The organism is Vreelandella subterranea, from assembly GCF_900111305.1.
GTDB classification, from domain to species: Bacteria; Pseudomonadota; Gammaproteobacteria; order Pseudomonadales; family Halomonadaceae; genus Vreelandella; species Vreelandella subterranea.
Genome location: NZ_FOGS01000002.1, coordinates 161,357 through 181,300, shown reverse-complemented (window position 1 = coordinate 181,300; position 19,944 = coordinate 161,357). Strand labels below are relative to the sequence as shown.

Annotated in this window: 15 protein-coding genes; 10 read left to right on the top strand and 5 right to left on the bottom strand. The window is 59.8% G+C overall.

The window, feature by feature from the left end:
- Entirely contained in the window at positions 1 to 1,935 is a 1,935-nt protein-coding gene (locus tag BMX75_RS03710; RefSeq protein WP_092825385.1) for a transglycosylase SLT domain-containing protein, read from the bottom strand.
- A gap of 344 nt (positions 1,936 to 2,279) precedes the next feature.
- On the opposite strand from BMX75_RS03710, the gene htpG reads away from it, so the two are divergent.
- The 3 genes from htpG to sixA all read left to right on the top strand — a co-directional run bounded on the left by htpG (position 2,280) and on the right by sixA (position 5,854).
- Positions 2,280 to 4,184, top strand: a complete 1,905-nt coding sequence (htpG, locus tag BMX75_RS03705) for a molecular chaperone HtpG (RefSeq protein ID WP_092825383.1) — start codon at positions 2,280 to 2,282, stop codon at positions 4,182 to 4,184.
- A gap of 118 nt (positions 4,185 to 4,302) precedes the next feature.
- The gene (locus BMX75_RS03700; RefSeq protein WP_092825381.1) at positions 4,303 to 5,370 is read left to right on the top strand and encodes an NAD(P)H-dependent glycerol-3-phosphate dehydrogenase; all 1,068 of its coding nucleotides are present in this window, start codon (positions 4,303 to 4,305) and stop codon (positions 5,368 to 5,370) included.
- On the top strand, positions 5,363 to 5,854 hold the full coding sequence (sixA, locus tag BMX75_RS03695; protein ID WP_092825379.1) for a phosphohistidine phosphatase SixA: 492 nt from the start codon (positions 5,363 to 5,365) through the stop codon (positions 5,852 to 5,854). The genes BMX75_RS03700 and sixA overlap by 8 nt, the downstream gene beginning before the upstream one ends.
- A gap of 49 nt (positions 5,855 to 5,903) precedes the next feature.
- Here the strand turns inward: sixA and gatB are convergent, their stop codons facing one another.
- From gatB to gatC, 3 genes are all read right to left on the bottom strand, one after another.
- Positions 5,904 to 7,358 carry an Asp-tRNA(Asn)/Glu-tRNA(Gln) amidotransferase subunit GatB gene (gatB, locus tag BMX75_RS03690; RefSeq protein WP_092825377.1) on the bottom strand — a complete coding sequence of 485 codons (1,455 nt, stop codon included), beginning with the start codon at positions 7,356 to 7,358 and terminating at the stop codon, positions 5,904 to 5,906.
- Complete coding sequence (gene gatA / locus BMX75_RS03685; protein ID WP_092825375.1) at positions 7,358 to 8,818, bottom strand: Asp-tRNA(Asn)/Glu-tRNA(Gln) amidotransferase subunit GatA; 1,461 nt, start codon at positions 8,816 to 8,818, stop codon at positions 7,358 to 7,360. The genes gatB and gatA overlap by 1 nt, the downstream gene beginning before the upstream one ends.
- 65 nt (positions 8,819 to 8,883) lie before the next feature.
- Positions 8,884 to 9,171 carry an Asp-tRNA(Asn)/Glu-tRNA(Gln) amidotransferase subunit GatC gene (gene gatC / locus BMX75_RS03680; RefSeq protein WP_066321240.1) on the bottom strand — a complete coding sequence of 96 codons (288 nt, stop codon included), beginning with the start codon at positions 9,169 to 9,171 and terminating at the stop codon, positions 8,884 to 8,886.
- Between the two features lie 229 nt (positions 9,172 to 9,400).
- On the opposite strand from gatC, the gene BMX75_RS03675 reads away from it, so the two are divergent.
- From BMX75_RS03675 to tldD, 7 genes are read left to right on the top strand one after another with little or no spacing between them, the layout of a single operon-like run.
- On the top strand, positions 9,401 to 10,438 hold the full coding sequence (locus BMX75_RS03675; protein WP_066321157.1) for a rod shape-determining protein: 1,038 nt from the start codon (positions 9,401 to 9,403) through the stop codon (positions 10,436 to 10,438).
- 24 nt (positions 10,439 to 10,462) lie between these two features.
- Positions 10,463 to 11,407, top strand: coding sequence for a rod shape-determining protein MreC (gene mreC / locus BMX75_RS03670; RefSeq protein ID WP_092825373.1), 945 nt, complete (start codon positions 10,463 to 10,465; stop codon positions 11,405 to 11,407).
- Positions 11,407 to 11,895: a rod shape-determining protein MreD gene (mreD, locus tag BMX75_RS03665; RefSeq protein ID WP_092825371.1), complete on the top strand. Its 489-nt coding sequence runs from the start codon at positions 11,407 to 11,409 to the stop codon at positions 11,893 to 11,895. The genes mreC and mreD overlap by 1 nt, the downstream gene beginning before the upstream one ends.
- Before the next feature lie 42 nt (positions 11,896 to 11,937).
- Positions 11,938 to 12,534: a Maf family protein gene (locus BMX75_RS03660; RefSeq protein WP_092825369.1), complete on the top strand. Its 597-nt coding sequence runs from the start codon at positions 11,938 to 11,940 to the stop codon at positions 12,532 to 12,534.
- Positions 12,535 to 12,552: 18 nt separating this feature from the next.
- A complete protein-coding gene (rng, locus tag BMX75_RS03655; protein WP_092825367.1) occupies positions 12,553 to 14,016 on the top strand; it encodes a ribonuclease G in 1,464 nt (487 codons plus the stop codon).
- A gap of 3 nt (positions 14,017 to 14,019) precedes the next feature.
- On the top strand, positions 14,020 to 17,895 hold the full coding sequence (locus BMX75_RS03650) for a YhdP family phospholipid transporter (RefSeq protein ID WP_092825365.1): 3,876 nt from the start codon (positions 14,020 to 14,022) through the stop codon (positions 17,893 to 17,895).
- The gene (gene tldD, locus BMX75_RS03645; protein WP_092825363.1) at positions 17,892 to 19,343 is read left to right on the top strand and encodes a metalloprotease TldD; all 1,452 of its coding nucleotides are present in this window, start codon (positions 17,892 to 17,894) and stop codon (positions 19,341 to 19,343) included. Before BMX75_RS03650 ends, tldD begins: the two co-directional genes overlap by 4 nt.
- Before the next feature lie 5 nt (positions 19,344 to 19,348).
- Here tldD and yjgA read toward each other — a convergent pair whose 3' ends face one another.
- Complete coding sequence (yjgA, locus tag BMX75_RS03640) at positions 19,349 to 19,867, bottom strand: ribosome biogenesis factor YjgA (protein ID WP_066321144.1); 519 nt, start codon at positions 19,865 to 19,867, stop codon at positions 19,349 to 19,351.
- Positions 19,868 to 19,944 lie beyond the last annotated feature (77 nt).

The window sequence follows — 19,944 nt, the reverse complement described above, 5'->3', positions numbered from 1 at the left end:
TCAATCGCGAGTCACCAGCGCCCGGTTGTAACGCACCTGCTTTTCGCCGTCGCTCAACAGCGACACCCCGTCGCTTGAGCCATTGGCGAGGCTTTCAAAAATGGCGCGATAACTCAGCACGGCCTGTACGTAGTGGCGTGTTTCACGGTAGGGAATGCGCTCCACAAAGAGGTCAAAGGCCTCGATGCTGTAATCTCCCAGCCAGCGATCCACCCGCCCGGGGCCCGCGTTGTAAGCCGCTGCCGCGGCTAAGCGATTGCCCTGGTAGCGCTGCAGCTTGTCGCGCAGGTAAGTGCTGCCCAGGCGAATGTTCAGCGCCGGGTCAAGTACGCCATAGGGGCCTGGATCGTCGAGACCCAGTTGGCGACTTACCTGGGCAGCGGTGCCGGGCATCAGCTGCATCAGCCCCCGGGCACCGGCAGGTGACAGGGCGTTGGGGTTGTAGGCGCTTTCCCGCCGGGTGATGGCCATCAACAGATAAGGATCAACCCCGCTGAGACGCCCCCAGTGGATGAAATCGTCGTGATAGGCCTGCGGGAAGCGCCACTCGAGAGCATCCCACATGCCCGCCGCGATGGTGGTCTGTACCAGCCGCGCATGCCAGCCTTGTTCGGCGGCGAAATCGGCCAGCGCCCGGGCCTCATCCGTCGATGCCTGCTGAACGGCATGCAACCATTCACTGTTGGCCAAGCCCTCCTCGCCGATGCGCATCAATGCCTGGGTTCGCTGCACCATGGGGAGTTGCGCGATACGCTCACGTGATGCGTCGTCAAAATAGAAGCGTTCATTGTTCAATGTCAACGGTTGCCCCAAGCGCTCAGCAGCGGCAAAGCCGTAAAAGCTGCGCTGTGATGCGGCTTGCTGGAAATGCGTTGTGGCCGCCGTTTGATCGCCTAGCTGCTCGCTGGCCCGGGCGAGCCAGTATTGCCACCGTGCATCCGCTTTCTGCTCGGCGGGCATCTGGGTAATCCAGTGGCGCACCGCTTCCCATTGATGAGCTTGAAGAGCGCGGCGAACCCGCAACTCGAAGACGCGCTCGCTCTCCAGCTGTGGCAAGACGCTGTCCACCCATGCCATCGAGTTGGGCACTTCACGCACCAGTACGTAATACGCCAGCTCTTCTTCGACAAGCCGCTGATCGCTGGGCAACAGGCTCAAACGCTCGGCCAGGGAGCGCCACACGGAGAGGGCTTGCGGTGTGTCATCCAGCGTAAGGTGCTGCATTGCCGCCTGATAAAAAGCGGCCGTGGCCTTGCATTCAGGGCCCAGGCAGGTGGGAGCATCGAGTATGCGCTGCGGGTCGTTGTCCACCGCTTGGTAGTTATCAATGGCGGTTTGCCAGTGTCCGCTTAATTGATTGCTCAGGTAGTCGGCGAGCCCGCGATTATCTGCCTGCCAGGCTAGCATCAGGCGCTTCCAGATCAACTCGCCATCGATGGTGCTGTTAGCTCTCAAGCGGTTAAACAGCGGATCGCAGGCGTTCGGTTGGGATTGGCCCACAAGCCATAGGCGCTGGCCTGCCTCCGCCGCTTGTTGAGGGGCAATGTCAAAATGAGCCGTGTGGTAGTGGCATTGCCGGGCAGCGCCGTTGGGCTCACCATTGCTGACCGCCCGCACATGGCCATACTGGCCTGCCTCCCCGTATTGGTCGATGGCCTGACCGCGCATCCACTCGCTCAACGGCGAGTCGCTGTGGGTATCGATATAGCGGTTGACCGTTTCCGGCGGCAGGTCAGGTAGCTGGTTGCGCAACCGATGATAGGTGACATAGCCGCTCAGCGGATGATCTTCAATGGCCGCCATATCAATGCGGTCCCACTGCTGGTTGCGCGCGGCATCGAGTGCATCGCGCATTGCACTGTCGCTGACGCCCCACGACATGCTTGGTAAACAGGCAATGAATGCAATGGATAATAGGCGGGAAGTGCAGGGCATGGTGCTTCCTCAATCACGGCGTTGGGTGGCCACAAGGATACTAAACTATCCTAACGTAAAAGAGTCAGACAGCCGAGCGCCTTAGAGGATTCAATACTGATGGCTCTATTTATCCAACCGGTGGCTGCGTCGACTCAAGCCCCGTGCCTGGGTATTCAATCGCATGGACCACCAGTTAGCCTACTAACGTGCCTGGAAACATCCCGAGAGTGAATCCACTGATTCCCCGCACACGGCCGCTTGAAAAATATTCCCTCAGCCCCATATCTCGTTCACACCGACTTTTATGCCTTTGCCATCTTGGCGAGGCGCTTTACGTACCGAGATCAACGAGGGCTGAGCGAATGTCCAATACGAACCACGAAGAAACTCTTGGCTTTCAAACGGAAGTTAAGCAGCTTTTGAATCTGATGATTCACTCGCTGTATTCGAATCGGGAAATTTTCCTGCGCGAGCTGATATCCAACGCTGCCGACGCCTGCGATAAGCTGCGCTATGCGGCCCTGGACAACGACGGGCTCTACGAAGGCGACAGCGAGCTACGTGTCGAAATCGAACATGATGCCGACGCCGGAACGGTAACGCTGCGCGACAACGGTATCGGCATGACGCGTGATGATGTGATTGCCAACCTGGGCACCATTGCGCGCAGCGGTACGTCAGAGTTCCTCAAGCAGCTGTCAGGTGAACAGCAGAAAGATGCCAAGTTGATCGGTCAGTTCGGCGTGGGTTTCTATTCCAGCTTTATTGTCGCCGACGATGTGACGGTTCGCACACGCAAAGCTGGCGAAGACGCAAGCACCGGCGTGGAATGGCGTTCGAAAGGCGAGGGCGAGTTCACCGTCGCTGACATCGATCTCGAACAGCACGGCACCGAAATTACCCTGCACCTGAAAGACGACGCCAAGGAATTCGCTGACGACTTTCGTCTGCAGAACCTGGTGCGCAAGTACTCGGACCATATCGAAGTGCCGGTACGCATGCCCAAGACCGAAACCGCCAAGGACGATGATGGCAATCCGGTCGAAGGCAGCGAGGTGACCACCTGGGAAACCGTCAACGAAGCCACGGCGCTTTGGGTGCGCCCCAAAAGCGAGATTTCCGACGACGAGTACAAGGCGTTCTACAAGCACGTGGCCCACGACTTCAGTGACCCGCTCACCTGGAGCCACAACAAGGTGGAAGGCAAGCTGGAATATACCAGCCTGCTGTACGTACCCGGTCGCGCGCCGTTTGATATGTTCGACCGCGACGGTGCCCGGGGTGTGAAGCTCTACGTGCAACGCGTCTTCATCATGGACGATGCCGAGCAGTTCCTGCCGCTTTACCTGCGTTTCATCAAAGGCGTGCTGGATACCCGCGACCTGTCGCTGAACGTTTCCCGCGAGCTTCTGCAGCAGGATCCCAAGGTCGACAAGATCAAGGGTGCCCTGACCAAGCGCGCGCTGGATATGCTCAAGAAGCTCGCCAAGGATAGCGAGCAGTACCAAACCTTCTGGAACACCTTCGGTAACGTCCTCAAGGAAGGCCCGGGCGAAGACGCCGCCAATCGCGAGAAAATCGCCGGCCTGCTGCGCTTCGCCTCGACGCACACCGATACGGCCGCCCAGGAGCATTCGCTTGCCGACTACGTCGGGCGCATGAAAGAAGGCCAGCAGAAGATCTACTATGTGGTGGCCGACAGCTTCAATGCCGCCAAGCACAGCCCCCACCTGGAAATCTTCCGCAAGAAAGGCATCGAGGTGCTGCTGCTTTCCGACCGCATCGACGAGTGGCTGATGAGTCACTTAACCGAGTTTGACGGCAAATCCTTTGCTGACGTGGGTAAAGGTGAACTCGATCTTGGTGAGGTGGAAGACGAAGCCGAGAAAAAAGAGCAGGAAGAAACCGCCAAGGCCAAGGAATCTCTGGTCAAGCGCGTCAAGGAAGCCCTGGGCGAAGGTGTGCAGGACGTCAAGGTCACCCATCGTCTCACCGACTCACCGGCCTGTGTGGTGCTGCCAGAGCACGAAATGGGCTATCAGATGCGCCGCATCATGGAAGCCGCCGGGCAGCCGCTGCCCGAGGTCAAGCCGATTCTGGAGCTGAATCCCAGCCACTCACTGGTGGCACGCCTGGAAAGCGCCGATGACGGGCTGTTTGCCGACCTGGCCCACATCCTGCTGGACCAGGCGATTATCGCCGAAGGCGGCCACCTGGATGATCCGGCCGCTTACGTGAAGCGCCTCAACGGGGTGCTGGCGGCATAACGCTTACTTGACGGCGTATAACGGCCCCTTGGGGAGTTACCCCAAGCGGGCCGTTTGTTTTTGTCGTACCCTTCAGCGAGGGTTATCGTCTTTCGCTTACCAACGATCCGGGATTCCCATGGCTGAGCAGCAGATTCAGGTCGCCGTACTGGGCGGCGGTAGTTTTGGCACTGCCCTGGCAAGCATTGCCGCTGACAACGGCGCGCAGGTGCGTCAATGGATGCGCGATGAAGCGCTGGTGGAACAGATCAATCGGGAGCGACGCAACAGTCGCTATTTGCCGAATTATGTCATTAACCCCGCGGTACAGGCGTCCACCGACCTTGAAACGGTGCTCCACGACGCTGAGCTGGTGCTGATTGCGATTCCGTCCCAGGCCTTTCGCAGCGTCGTTCAGGCGGCCAAGCCGTGGCTAAGGCCCGAGCAGATCCTGGTCAGTACCACCAAGGGGATTGAGCAATCCGGCTTTTTATTGATGAGCCAGGTGCTGGAGCAGGAAACCGGCTTTACCCATATCGGGGTGATCGCGGGTCCCAATCTCGCCTCGGAAATTGCCGATAAACAGCTCACCGCCACGGTGATCGCCAGCGCCGATGCCCTGACCCGCACCCGGGTTCAGCAGGCGCTGGGTTGCCGCTACTTCCGTGTCTATGCCAGCAATGACCGCCATGGTGTCGAACTGGGCGGGGCGCTGAAAAATATCTACGCCATTGCTGCGGGCATGGCCGCGGCACTCGGCATGGGTGAGAATACCCGCAGCATGCTGATGACCCGGGCTTTGGCCGAAATGAGCCGTTTCGCCGTTGCCCAGGGGGCCAACCCCATGACGTTTTTGGGCCTTGCCGGGGTGGGGGATTTAATCGTCACCTGCTCGTCGAACTTGTCGCGTAATTACCGGGTAGGGCACGCCATCGGCGAGGGGCGCACCCTGGACGAAGCCGTGGATGCCCTTGGTCAGGTGGCCGAAGGCGTCAATACCGTCAGGCTGGTCTGCACCAAGGCGGCCGAGATTGGCGTGTACATGCCGCTGGCCGAAGGGCTTTATCACGTGCTGTTCGACGGCGTGCCGCCACAGGACATGGCAAAAACGCTGATGATGGGTGAGCAAAGCAGTGACGTCGAGTTCATCCTTCCCCGCGAAGACGTTCAGCAAGCTCACCGGGAAACAGGGGGGTGGCATGACTGATCAAGCGCAGCGACTCTGGCTGATGCGCCACGGCGAAGCGGGCCCCGGTCGGCCCGATGACCAGCGCACGTTGACACCGCACGGCGAGCAGGAAGTTGCCAAGGTCGGGGCGTGGCTGGCCGCGCAGATAGCCGCCCAGCCAGGGTCGCCGCCGAGGCTACTGGCAAGTCCTTATCGTCGCGCCCAGCAGACGGCCTCCCGGTTGAGTGCGGCGCTGTCGGTGCCGGTGGAAACCCTGCCGCTGATCACCCCGGACGACGCCCCCGAAGCGGTCATCGACTGGCTGGTCGAGCAAACCGATGAACGACTGATTCTTGTCAGCCATATGCCGCTGGTGGGGGAGCTTGCCGAGACGCTGGTCGACGGTCGTTCAGCCCGCGGCGTCGGATTTCCCACCGCAGGCCTTGCCGAGTTCACCGCGCCGGTATGGGCAAAAGGCTGCGCGCAGCTGCAACGCTTTGTGCATCCCGGACAGTTAACGTAGCGAAAAAAACGGCCGCAAGCGCGGCCGTTTTAAGTTGGCAAGGGTGGCCCTAGAGCAGCGCATCCAGCTTCTCTTTCAACAGGCCATTGACCTGCTGCGGATTGGCGGTCCCCCGCGAGGCCTTCATGACCTGGCCGACAAAGTAGCCAATCATCTTGCCGCGTTTCTCGGGTTCGGCGTCGCAGTACTGCGCCACCTGAGCGGGGCTGTCGGCAATCACCTGGTCAATCATCGCTTCGATGGCGCCGGTGTCGGTGACCTGCTTCAACCCCTTTGCCTCGATGATGGCATCGGCGCTTGTGCCTTCGCCGTGCCACAGCGCCTGGAAAACCTGTTTGGCGGCTTTGCCGTTAATGGTGTCGTCAAGTACCCGCTGGACCAGCTCACCCAGTTGGTTGGCGCTGACCGGGCTGTTGGCGATGCTCAGGTTTTCGCGGTTGAGCGCGCCGGACAGCTCACCCTGTACCCAGTTGGCGGCCTGTTTGGCGTCGCCACAGACGCGATGGACGGCCTCGAAATATTCGGCCATGTCGCGGCTGGCGGAAAGCACGGAGGCATCGTAGGCCGACAGCCCCAGCGCCTGCTGAAAGCGCTCGCGTTTTTCAGCAGGCAACTCCGGTAACTGGCTGCGCAGATGGTCCAGGTAGGCCTGGTCGAGTACCACCGGCAGCAGGTCGGGGCAGGGGAAGTAGCGGTAGTCGTTGGCTTCTTCCTTGGTGCGCATGCTGCGTGTCTCGTCGCGCTCAGGGTCGAACAGACGGGTCTCCTGGACGACCTTGCCGCCGTCCTCGATCAGTTCGATCTGCCGCTCGACTTCAAAGGCAATGGCCTTTTCCACAAAACGGAAAGAGTTGACGTTCTTGATCTCGGCCCGGGTGCCGAAGGCTTCCTGCCCCTTGGGGCGCACCGAGACGTTGACGTCGCAGCGCATCGAGCCTTCCGCCATGTTGCCGTCGGAAATGCCCAGATAGGTAACAATCGAGTGGATCGCCTTGAGGTAGGCGGCTGCCTCTTTGGCACTGCGCATGTCCGGTTCGGAGACGATCTCGAGCAGCGGTGTGCCGGCGCGGTTCAGGTCAATGCCCGTCATGCCGTGGAAGTCTTCGTGCAGGGACTTGCCCGCGTCTTCCTCCAGGTGGGCGTGGTGAATACGAATCCGTTTGGTGGTGTCATCATCCAGGGCAATCTCTACCTCGCCGGGCCCCACGATGGGGTGATACATCTGGCTGGTCTGATAACCTTTCGGCAAATCGGGGTAGAAATAATTTTTACGGTCAAACACCGATACTTCCGGGATATCGGCATGCACGGCCAGGCCAAACTGCACCGCCATGGCCACCGCCTGCTCGTTGAGTACCGGCAGCACACCCGGCAGGCCGAGGTCGACCGCGCAAGCCTGGCTGTTCGGCTCGGCGCCAAATGCTGTCGAGGCGCCAGAGAAAATCTTTGAGTGGGTGGCGAGCTGAACGTGGACTTCTAGCCCAATCACGGTTTCCCATTGCATTAGGCGCTCTCCTCGGCAAAATCAGGGCGTTGCAAGTGCCAATCGGTCGTTTGCTGGAACTGGTGGGCGACGTTCAACAGCTGGGCTTCGGCAAAGTGGGTGCCCAGTATCTGCAGGCCGATCGGACGGCCACCGGCGAAGCCGGCCGGTACACTGATGCCCGGGATGCCCGCCAGGTTGACGGCAATCGTATAAATGTCCTGCAGGTACATGGACACCGGGTCCTTCTTGGCGCCCAGATCAAAAGCCGGTGTCGGCGAGGCGGGCCCCATCAGGACGTCCACATCTTCAAAGGCATCCAGGAAGTCCTGGCGAATCAGGCGGCGAACCTTCTGCGCCTTGGTATAATAGGCGTCAAAGAAGCCTTCAGACAGCGTGTGAGTACCGATCAGGATACGGCGCTGTACCTCGTCGCCGAAGCCCTCGGCCCGCGAGCGCTTGTAGAGGTCGATCAGGTCGCTTGGGTCGTCGCAGCGGTACCCGAAACGCACGCCGTCAAAGCGTGACAGGTTGGAGGAGGCTTCGGCAGGTGCAATGACGTAATACGCTGGGATGGCGTAATGCGTGTGAGGCAGGCTGACATCCCGCACGGTAGCGCCCAGCGATTCATAGACGCTAACGGCCTCACGCACGGCTTTTTCGACCTCCGGGTCGAGGCCTTCGCCGAAGTACTCTATAGGGAGGCCGATTTTCAGTCCTGAAAGCGGTGCATTCAGCGTTTCCGCGTAGTCGGGCACCCCGCGGGCGACACAGGTGGAGTCGCGCACATCATGACCCGCCATGACGTTCAACAGGTGCGCGCAGTCTTCTGCACTGCGTGCCATGGGGCCCGCCTGGTCGAGGCTTGAGGCGTAGGCGATCATGCCATAGCGGGAAACGCGTCCGTAGGTCGGTTTGAGGCCGGTAATCCCGCAGAATGCCGCTGGCTGACGAATCGAGCCGCCGGTATCGGTGCCCAGCGCTGCTGGCGTGAGCCCTGCGGCCACCGCTGCCGCGCTGCCACCGGAGCTGCCACCGGGCACGGCGGTGAGGTCCCAGGGGTTTTTGACCGGTCCGTAGTAGCTGTTTTCGTTGGACGAGCCCATGGCAAACTCATCCATGTTGGTCTTGCCTAGGGTAACCGTGCCCGCTGTCTTGAGCTTTTCCACCACGGTGGCATCGTAAGGCGCATCGAAATTATCCAGCATTCTGGAGCCGCAGCTGGTTTTGATGCCCTGGGTGCAAAAAATGTCCTTCAGTGCCAGTGGCACGCCCGTCAACAGACTCGCCGTGCCTTTGGCGCGCGCCTGGTCGGCGGCGTCGGCCCGTTCCAGGGCCTGATCAGCGGTGACGGTAATAAAACTGTTCAGGATGGCACCACTCTGCTGAATGCGTTGCAGGTAGTGTTCAGTTAACTCGCGGCTGGATAGTTCACCGCTGCCCAGCGCCTTGGCGAGTTGTGTCAGTGTCTTGTCGTGCATGACCTGAGAGCTCCGTTCGAAGCAAAAGATAAGGATGAAAAGACGGCTAATGCCTTGGTGATGCGTTATTCGACCACACGGGGCACCAGGTACAGACCGTTTTCAACCGCTGGGGCGCAGCGCTGGAAAGTGTCGCGCTGGTTGGTTTCGGTGACTTCGTCGGCGCGCAGGCGCTGGGTGGCATCGAGCGGATGGGCCAGGGGCGCAACGCCGTCGGTATTGACGCCTTGCAGCTGGTCGACCATGTCCAGAATCCGGCTCAGGTCCTCTACGAAACCGCTGGCTTGGTCATCGCTGACGGCGATCCGGGCTAGATGAGCGGCCCGGCGCACATGAGAGTCTTCAAGCGCCATGATCGGAAATTCCTCGCGAAGGTGATGGAACATATCCCGCATTACGCGGTATACAGTCAGTTATTGTCATAACGTCTTGTATCGCAGATGTGTAAAATAGCCGCAAAATGTACCACATCTTGGCGCAAACGGGCAGTGTCTGGCGCGACTCGAGCTTGCTGCCAGGGGGTTGCGGTGATACCGTTTGCATCCGCACAGGGTTCCCAGTCTGCACTAGGTATCAACATCCATGTTCAAACGTCTGAGGGGGCTGTTTTCCAGCGATCTATCGATCGACCTGGGTACGGCCAACACACTGATTTACGTACGCGGTCGTGGCATTGTCCTTGATGAGCCATCCGTCGTTGCTATCCGTCAATCCGGTAATATGCGCAGCGTCGCGGCAGTTGGTGCCGACGCCAAGCGAATGCTGGGGCGTACGCCGGGTAATATTACGGCTATTCGCCCGATGAAAGACGGCGTCATCGCTGACTTCACCGTCACCGAGCAAATGCTTCAGCACTTTATCCGCAAAGTGCATCAAAGCACTTTCATTACCCCTAGCCCGCGCGTGCTGGTCTGCATCCCTTATATGGCGACGCAGGTGGAGCGCCGGGCGATTCGCGAGTCCGCGGAAGGCGCTGGCGCACGCCGAGTGGACCTGATCGAGGAGCCCATGGCGGCGGCGATTGGCGCCGGACTACCCGTGGAAGAAGCCCAGGGCTCAATGGTCGTGGATATCGGCGGCGGTACCACTGAAATTGCGATCATTTCGCTCAACGGTATTGTCTATTCCGAATCCATTCGCGTGGGTGGCGACCGCTTCGACGAAGCGATTATCGCCTACGTGCGTCGTCATTACGGCAGCCTGATTGGTGAAGCTACGGCTGAGCGTATCAAGGAAGAAATTGGTTGTGCTTATCCTGGCGGCGAGCTGCGCGAGATCGATGTTCGCGGGCGAAACCTGGCTGAAGGGATTCCGCGTAGCTTTACGCTCAATTCCCACGAAATTCTCGAAGCACTTCAGGAAACACTGGGCTCGATTGTCGCCGCGGTCAAAAATGCGCTGGAGCAATCACCTCCCGAACTGGCGTCTGATATTGCCGAACGGGGACTGGTGCTGACCGGTGGTGGCGCATTGCTGCGTGATATCGACAAGCTGATCGCTGAGGAAACCGGGCTGCCCGTGATCGTGGCAGAAGACCCGCTGACCTGTGTGGCGCGAGGTGGGGGCAAGGCTCTCGAAATGATCGATCAGCACACCTTCGAGTTGCTGTCGAGCGATTAATCGCAGCGGTTAATTGCGGGGGATTTGCCTATTAAACCGCTGTTTTCGCATGGTCCTTTACCGGGATATCGGCTGTTTTTCTGCGTGCTGGTTGCCAGTGCGCTGATGTTTGTCGACCAGCGTTTCACCCGCATGGAAAACGTGCGTGCCCAGATGTCAGTGGTGGTAGCCCCCATCCAGTGGGTGGTGGGCGTTCCCAGCCGGGTGCTGGATTGGGGATCGTTGGCATTTTCAGACCAGCAAGCGCTGGTTGATGAGAATCAGCGCCTGCGTGAACAGATTCTGACGCTGTCACACCGCGGGCAGCGAATGGCGAGCCTGACCAGGGAAAATGCTGAGTTACGGCGTTTGCTTGGCGCTGCCCAGCAGCGCGATATTCCCTTTATGACCGCGGAGCTGCTGTCCCTCGACAATGATCCCTTCAGTCATCAGATGGTGGTGGATCGGGGGCATCGCCACGGTGCCTATGTGGGGCAGCCGGTAATCGATGCCACGGGGCTGGTCGGTCAGGTGACGGCCGTTTCGACCTACTCCAGTCGTGTGCTGCTGGTGGCCGATGCCAGCCATGCCCTGCCGGTGCAGGTCAATCGCAATGGTTTACGCTTCATCGTCCAGGGGGCGGGACGCTACGACCGTGTGAATGTGTTGCATGTGCCGAACACGGCGGATATCCGCGAAGGCGATCTGTTGACAACGTCTGGCTTGGCAGGGCGGTTTCCGCCTGGTTACCCTGTTGCGCGTGTCACCCGGGTCGAGCATGATCCGGGGCAGCCGTTTGCTCAGGTCACCGCGGAGCCGATGGCCCAGCTAAAACGCTCACGCCATTTTCTGCTGCTTTCTCCGCCGCCCCCACAACCGAATGATGAGCAGCACTGGGACGACTCCCTGCGGGTCTCGGTAGATGCATTACGCAGTGCGCGTCAGGTGGCCAGCCCTGACGGTGAATCATCTACCCAGGAGGTGCCCTGATGCCCCGCGTTCCGGTAACGCCTTTGGTGGTGGTATGGTTGACCTTGCTGATGGCGCTCTGCCTGCAGGTGATGCCGCTGGGCGATGAGTGGCAGATATTCCGGCCCGAGTGGTTGGGATTGATGATGATCTATTGGTGTATGCGCGAGCCCGATCAAGTGGGGGTTTTCCACGGTTTTGTGCTGGGTATTCTGCTGGACTTGATCGAGGGAACCCCTCTGGGTCATCACGCCCTCATGTTCTCCCTGCTGGCATTCTTGTGCGCGCTTGTCTATGCCCGTTTTCGTGCCTACTCACTGCTCCAGCAGGCGTTGCTGGTGCTAGTGCTGCTTGGGCTTGTACAGCTGGTCGACCAATGGCTGCGCAGCCTGGTGGGAAATTTTTCCATTCATCTGGAGTTCTTGACCTCGTCGCTGGTCAGCGCCGTGCTGTGGCCTTGGTTCGTGACGATGTTTGCCGCACTGCAGCGTCGCTCTGCCGGTAGCTAAACACCGCATGGCGCCGTTCTGAGTCATCGAGGTGGAGCCGATATGTTGGAACCAGAGCCAGTCTTGTGTTTGGCATCTGCCTCGCCACGCCGTCAGGCGTTGCTCGCATCGATTGGCGTTTCAGTCGAGGTCGAACCCTGTGACATTGACGAAAGCCCCTTGCCCGGCGAATCCGCCGAGCGTTATGTCATCCGTTTGGCTCAGGCCAAGGCCCAAGCGGCGATACCCTTGACCGCGCTACCGACACTGGGCTCAGATACGGCGGTCGTGGTGGATGGGCAGATTTTAGGCAAACCCGACGATGAGTCCCACGCCGCGAGCATGCTGCTGCGTCTCTCGGGACGGCAGCACGACGTATTGACAGGTGTCGCGGTGACAGGGCCCAAGGGCATTCTGACGTGCTGTGTGACAACCCGCGTGACGCTGCGCGATATCAGCGACGCAGAGATAGCGGCCTACTGGAAAACGGCTGAGCCATGCGACAAGGCAGGCGGTTATGCCATCCAGGGCATGGCGTCGGTATTCGTGGCAGGCATTGAAGGCAGCCACTCGGCAGTGGTGGGGCTGCCACTTTTTGAAACAGCGTGCTTGCTGCGTCGTCAGGGGGTACCGTTATGGAATGGACATTTACCCGCGTAAACCCACAAGGATTTTTGCATGAGCGGTGAGGTTCTGATTAATCTGACGCCGATGGAGACCCGCGTGGCGCTGGTCGAAAACGGCGTGCTGCAAGAGGCGCTCATCGAGCGTTCCCGTCGGCGCGGTATTGTCGGCAATATCTACAAAGGCAAGATCGTACGTGTACTGCCTGGGATGCAGGCTGCCTTTGTTGATATTGGCCTCGAACGTGCCGCCTTCATCCATGCCCAGGAAGTGATGCCCCCCGGCACCTCCGTTGACGAGCAGCAGACCATTGGTCAACTGCTGCATGAAGGCCAGGCGTTGGTCGTGCAGGTCACCAAGGACCCGATTGGTAGCAAAGGTGCGCGGTTGACCACGCATCTTTCTGTTCCCTCTCGCTATCTGGTCTACATGCCCGATTCGCCTCACCATGGCGTTTCCCAGCGTATTGAAGACGAGCGTGAGCGTGAGCGGCTGAAGGCGTTGCTGGATAACAGTATCGGCGAGCAGACGCTGGAGGTAAGCGGCGGCTTTATCGTGCGTACCGCGGCTGAAGGGGTGGGCGATGAAGAGCTCATCGGCGATATGCATTTTTTGCTGCGCCTATGGCGCAAGGTCAGTGAGCGTAAAATTTCAGCGGCGCCCGCAACGGTCATATACGATGACCTGCCGCTGTTCATGCGCACCTTGCGGGATGTCATGCGCGACGATATCGAAAAGATCCGCATCGACTCCCGGGAAAACTTTCTCAGGCTGATTGAGTTTGCCGAGGAGTTCATGCCCGACGCCGTGGACCGTATCGAGTATTATCCCGGCGAGCGGCCCATTTTTGATCTATACAGTGTGGAAGACGAGATCCAGAAAGCGCTGGGCCGCAAGGTGCAACTGAAGTCGGGTGGCTATCTGGTGATCGACCCCACCGAGGCAATGACCACCATTGACGTCAACACCGGCGGCTATGTGGGGCATCGCAATCTGGAAGAAACCATCTTCAAGACCAACTTGGAGGCGGCAACGTCGATCGCCCGGCAACTGCGCCTGCGTAACCTGGGCGGCATCATCATTATCGACTTTATCGATATGGAGGATGCCGAACACCAGCGCCAGGTACTGCGTGTGCTGGAAAAGGCCCTGGAACGTGACCATGCCAAGACAAAATGCACCGGTGTCACTGAACTGGGCCTGGTACAGTTGACCCGCAAGCGGACCAGAGAAAGCCTCGAGCAAACCCTGTGCGAAGCCTGTCCCACCTGCAGCGGCAGAGGCACCCTCAAAACGCCCGAGACCGTCTGCTACGAGATTTTTCGCGAGATTCTTCGTGAAGAGCGGGCCTATAGTGCCGAGACATACATGGTGCTGGCTTCCCAGCCGGTCGTTGATCGATTATTGGACGAAGAGTCCGCTGCGGTTGCAGACCTGGAAACCTTTATCAACAAGACGATACGCTTTCAGGTAGAACAGCACTATTCTCAAGAGCAGTACGATATTGTGTTGATGTGATCCATGACGATTCGCCCGGTGGTGCGCACTGCATTGAGAATTGCCGCGTGGTGGCTCGGCGCGCTGGCGATCATGCTGCTGTTTTTACGCCTGGCGTTGAGCCAGGCGGATGCGCTGACGCCTCGCATAGAGGCATTCCTGGAATCCCGGGTGGGCGTGCCGGTTCACATTGAACGGCTAACGCTTGCCCTTCAGCGCAATGACATCGAACTCATGGTGGGTGGTGTCAGCGCACAAACGCCTAATGGCTACCCCTTGTTCAAGCTGGCCCACGCCACCCTTCGGCTGGACGTGTGGGCGTCCCTCAAAGCGCGCGCGCCTATTTTCAATGCCGCTGATATTCGTGGCACCGAATTCCACCTTTATCGTCTCTTCAGTGATAGATGGGAGTGGCCTGCGCCTGCCAAACTGCCAGTGGTGGAAGAGCAGCCTGATATCAACCTAACTGCGCTCGATCGCTGGGTGGGGATCTTGCTCCGTCAACGGTTGAGTGTGGAAGACACTCGCCTAGTGCTGCACGGTGAGGATAATACGGTTGATTTGCATGCGCCGACCCTGTTGCTGGGAGGCGACGAACAGCGCACCCAGCTTGAAGGCAGCATCAATATTGTCGATAAAACGGAAGTAGAGCCTTCAAGGCCGTTGCCGATGGCCTTCCTGCAGGCGGAGGTGTCGCCGGGCGAAGACGGTTATCGAGACTTTTCGGCGGCGTTGAGCGTCGAGGTCCAGCTTGATCACCTAGCGCTGCTGGGAGACGTCATTCGACCCGAGTATGTACCGCAAATTAGCCAGGCCGGAGGGGACGCGCGTCTTTGGGGTCAGTGGTACAAAGGTCGGCTGGACCGGGCGAGAATGGGGATCGATATACCCCAGTTGACGCTGCGCCACGATGTACAGCGGGCCATATTGCGAAATGTAGAAGCCTTGGGCCAGTGGCAGCGGGACGGCAATGGTGGAGAAGCCTGGGTAAGTGGTGATGCGGAGAATGTCGAGTGGGCACAGCCTTCGGGGGGCATTGAAGGCCCCGCGTTGCCAAGGCATTGGTACCTGGCCCATCAGCCCGATAATTGGGAATTGCGCACCAGCGCTTTTGAGCTGGCGTCACTCGCCGCATGGCGAGACTATGTGCTGATGCCTGAGTCGGTGACCCGCGTATTGCAAACGCTCGCGCCACGCGGGCAGGTAGAAGGGTTTCAGATCGGTCAGAAGGAAGGTGAGTGGGGCGTTGATGCGGCCATTAGCAACCTTGAAGTACTGCCCTGGGAACAGGCGCCCGGCGGAGGCCCATTGGATGCCTGGGTGCAGGCGCGGGATCTAAGGGGACGCGTTCAATTTGCCAACCGTCGCGAAAGTACGCTTTATTTTCCAGAACTCTTTGATGCCCCCATGCAGCTACGGCATGCTTCGGGCCAGGTGGAATGGGTTTACGATGGCCCACGTGCCCTGGTCAGCGGGCGCGATATCGCGCTTGATTGGGAAGGGGCGAGCGTCACCGGTGGCTTTGGGTTGGTCACCGACGCAAAGCGTGGGCACTTCGGCCTGGATATTGATTTCCAGGATGTCGATGCCCTGGAGTACCCGCTCGCGCAATGGGTGCCAATGAAGGCACTAGCGCCGGCATTGCGGGAGTGGCTGGGTAGCGGAGTGGGTGGTTATGTTAGGCAAGGCGCGTTAAAGCTCAGCCGGTCTTTAGGCGATGATGTTGGCGACGATGCGTTAACCTCCACCCTTGAGCTGACATTGCGTGATGGGTACCTGCCCATTGCGCCCGACTGGCCTCAGGTCGAGGATCTGGCCGGTCGCCTGAAGTGGCAGAACGGGCGTCTTCTGGCTGAGGTTGAGCGCGGGCAAACGCAAGGCATCCTGCTAAGCAATGGCGCGGTTCGGTTACAGGATGAGGCGCTGAACCTGTCGGGGCAGTGGCAGGCAAGCGGGCAAGACGCGCTGGCGTTCTTGTCGGCGATACCTGATATCGATACACCCGAGATTAACGCATTGGCGCTCCAGGGCGATATTGATGGAGACGTGGCGCTTGCCATTTTGCTGGACAAGGAAGACGCCTTCACGCTTGAAGTCAACGCCGAACCCAGAGGCATGCAGATAGGCTATGGCGAGCTTGCTGAGCGGATCGAGTCGGTGCAGGGCCGGATTACCTGGCAGCAACAGGGCGAGCAAGGCGTATTGGTTGGCCAATTGAACGGGCGGCTATTGAATGGCGCGATTCAAGCAGCGATTGATACACGGGAAGACAGCGTCGCGCTTCAGGGTGATGCGTCGGCCCGCGGGCTGCTGGGGCTGGCAGGGCTGAGTCCTGACCTGGCGAGCTCACTTGCCGAGGGACGGTCGTCCTGGCGGGGGCAGCTAACCCTGTCGCCTACCCCCAAGTTGGCGTTGGAAAGTAACTGGCAAGGCATGGCCACCAAGCTTCCCGCTCCCTTTGCCAAGAGTGCCCAGCAGGCGTGGCCATGGACACTGACGGCTGACCTGGAGCCGTTACGCATTCAGAGCCGCTTGGCCGATATTGCCGATTTACATATCCAGTCTGCGGCTGGTGAGCTTGCCGGCAGCGTACGTCTGGGCGGTGTTTCCCGTCCTACGTCGAACTGGCGGCAGGCGCCTGGCTGGCAGCTGGCGGCCGAACTTGAACGGCTGGATATCGCCGCTTGGCAGAGGGCGTTATCCCCCTTTATCCAGGGCAGGGACGCGACAGACGCCGGTAATACATCAGCCTCACCACTGTCGCCGCTGTCGTTGAGTGTCACCACGTCTTGCGTGATGTACCAGGAGGCTTGCCTGGGTGGTGGCATCGCGGAAGGAAGTCTGCGCGATAGCAGCCTGTCGCTGATGCTCGACAGCGATGTGGTGAGCGGGCAGCTTGAGTACCGCCCGGGACAGTCAACGCCGTTGGATATTGCGCTTACCCAGCTCTCCCTGGACCCCATTGTGGACGCGGTGGCGGGGGAACGTCGGCAGCAGCCGACAGCGCCTATGCCGTCTTCCTGGATGGAGTCAGTCGAGACAACAACGCCTGACGTATCGATCCCGATGGCGTTGCCCGAGTGGCTGGTCGATATTCCCGATGGCCGTTTGCGATTATCCGAGATGTTGCTCGACGGCAAGCGAATGGGCCCTTTAACGGCGTTCTGGCATGCCGATGGTAACGGCTTTTCGCTGGACCCCGTCGGCTTGACGCTGGGGCAGCTCACTGCCGCTGGTGCGTTGCATTGGGAAGGAGGGAGCGCCACCAGTCGAACCCGTGCGAACGTGTCGATCAAGGGGGGCAATATCGCCACCGCGCTTGACCGCCTTGACCAGCCGGTGGCCATGCGTAGCCGCACTACCCGAGTGGATGCGACGCTTGCCTGGCCCGGCGCCCCATGGCAGCTGGATCTCGCCAAGGCCGGGGGAGAGATGACCACCGACATCCGTGATGGTCGTTTTCTTACCCTGGAATCGGCACCGGCACGCCTGGTGGGGCTGCTAAACTTTGACAATATCCTGCGGCGTCTGCGGCTGGATTTTTCCGACGTAACAGGTCAAGGCACGGCATTCGATCGTGTCCACGGGGCTGCCGATATCGCCAATGGCCAACTCATGCTGCGAGGCCCATTGCAAATACAGACGCCCGCCGCCACCTTATCACTTAGTGGCGACGTTGATTTGGTGAACCGCGAACTTGATCAACGCCTTGGCGTCACATTACCGTTAAGCCAAAGCCTGCCAATGGCAGCGCTCGCCATCGGAGCGCCCGTGGTGGGCGGCGCACTGTTTCTAGCCGACCAACTATTCGGCGATGCCTTGGATCAGGTGACCACGATTTATTACCGTGTGGAGGGGCCATGGGCCTCGCCGCAAGTGACTTTAGAAGGCTCTCGATGACCGCACACACTAACGATTTACAAACCGCCGTTTCGATTTTGCTCTCCCCGGGCGGGCTGACCCTTGACGCCCTGGACAGCGGCCTGGGTTACGCCATGGGAGCCGGTATCGACTATGCTGACCTTTACTTTCAGCGCTCATGGGAAGAAGGCTGGATACTGGAAGATGGTGAGGTTAAAGAGGCAAGTTACAACATTGATGGCGGCGTCGGCGTACGCGCCCTGGCCGGCGAGAAAACCGGCTTTGCCTACTCCAACCAGATCACCGCCGATGCACTGATGGATACCGGAAAAACGGCAGCCGGTATCGTGCGCAGTGGCAAGCAACTGACCGGACAGGCCGTCAACCCGGTGACGGCAGCGTCCTACTATGCGGGCATCGACCCGCTCGCCGGGCTGAGCGCCGACGAAAAAGTCGCCATGCTGAAAGACGCTGACCGTATCGCCCGCGCGGCCGACCCCAGCGTCACCCAGGTGAGCGCGTCGCTTTCCGGTACCTATGAGGTGGTACTGGTGCGGGCCAGTGACGGCACGCTGGCCACGGATATTCGCCCCTTGGTGCGCTTCAATGTCAGCGTGATTGCCGTCAAGAACGGCCGTCGCGAGCGTGGCAGTGCCGGTGGCGGCGGGCGTTATTCGATGTCACGGCTGCGCGATGAACAGGTCTCGGAGCGCTACGCCAAAGAGGCGGTGCGCCAGGCGCTGGTCAATCTTGAGGCGGTCGATGCCCCTGCCGGGCAAATGCCGGTGGTCCTGGGGGCCGGGTGGCCGGGTATTCTACTTCACGAAGCCGTTGGTCATGGCCTGGAGGGAGATTTCAACCGCAAGGGAAGTTCAGCCTTTGCCGGGCGGATGGGTCAGCGTGTGGCCTCTAAAGGCGTTACCGTGGTGGATGATGCCACCTTGCGCGATGGGCGTGGTTCGCTTAGCGTCGATGATGAGGGCACGCCAGGGCAGTACACCTCGTTGATTGAAGACGGCGTGCTGACCGGCTATATGCAAGACAAGCTCAATGCCCGCCTGATGGGCATGGCGCCCACCGGCAACGCCCGGCGTGAGTCGTTTGCCCATTTGCCGATGCCGCGCATGACCAACACCGTCATGCTCGCAGGGCAGGATGAGCCAGACGACATCATCAAGAGCGTCAAGCGGGGTATTTACGCCGTGAGTTTTGGCGGTGGCCAGGTCGACATCACCTCCGGCAAGTTCGTGTTCTCCGCCAGCGAAGCCTATCTGATTGAAGATGGCCGCGTGACGGCGCCGGTGAAGGGTGCGACGCTGATCGGTAATGGCCCTGACGCCATGAGCCGTGTCTCGATGATCGGCCATGACATGGCGCTGGATACCGGCATTGGCGTCTGCGGTAAAGAAGGCCAGGGCGTGCCGGTGGGTGTCGGTCAGCCGACCCTGAAGGTCGACGAGCTGACCGTCGGCGGCACGCAGTCTTGAAAAGATTAAAGCTCAGCGGTATTGCGTAAAAACTTGAAAAGCTTGCGAGCGCTGGTGGGCGGCTTGTCCTGATCACGCTCGCGCCTGGCGTTGCGAATCAACTGGCGAAGGGTTTGAAGGTCGGTGTCCGGGTGCTCGTTGAGCCACTGCTCAACGGCCGGGTCGCCTTCATCGATTAGCCGGTCACGCCATTTTTCAAGTCGATGAAACGCATGGTCGCGCTGCTGCTTTTCTTGTTCGATGTTGTCGAACACGGCCTGAATGGCGGCAAGGTCTTCCTTGCGAATTAATTTGCCGACGTACTGCATATGCCGCCGACGCCCTTCATGGGAGCGAATGCGAGCGGTCTCGTCGATGGCACGCAGCATGTCATCGGATAGCGGGAAACGCGCCCGCTCGGCGGGCTGCATGGCAATCAGTGTTTCCCCCAATGCCTGAAGCGCATGCATTTCGCGCTTCAACTGGGACTTGCTGGGGCGCTCTGCCATGTCGTCGTCTAGGGGCTCGGGGCGTTGTTTAGGCATCGTAGGTTCTCATCAACAGAATTCGTGGCCTTATTATATCAGGCCGCGATGCTCAATATTGATCTACCGACAATGTC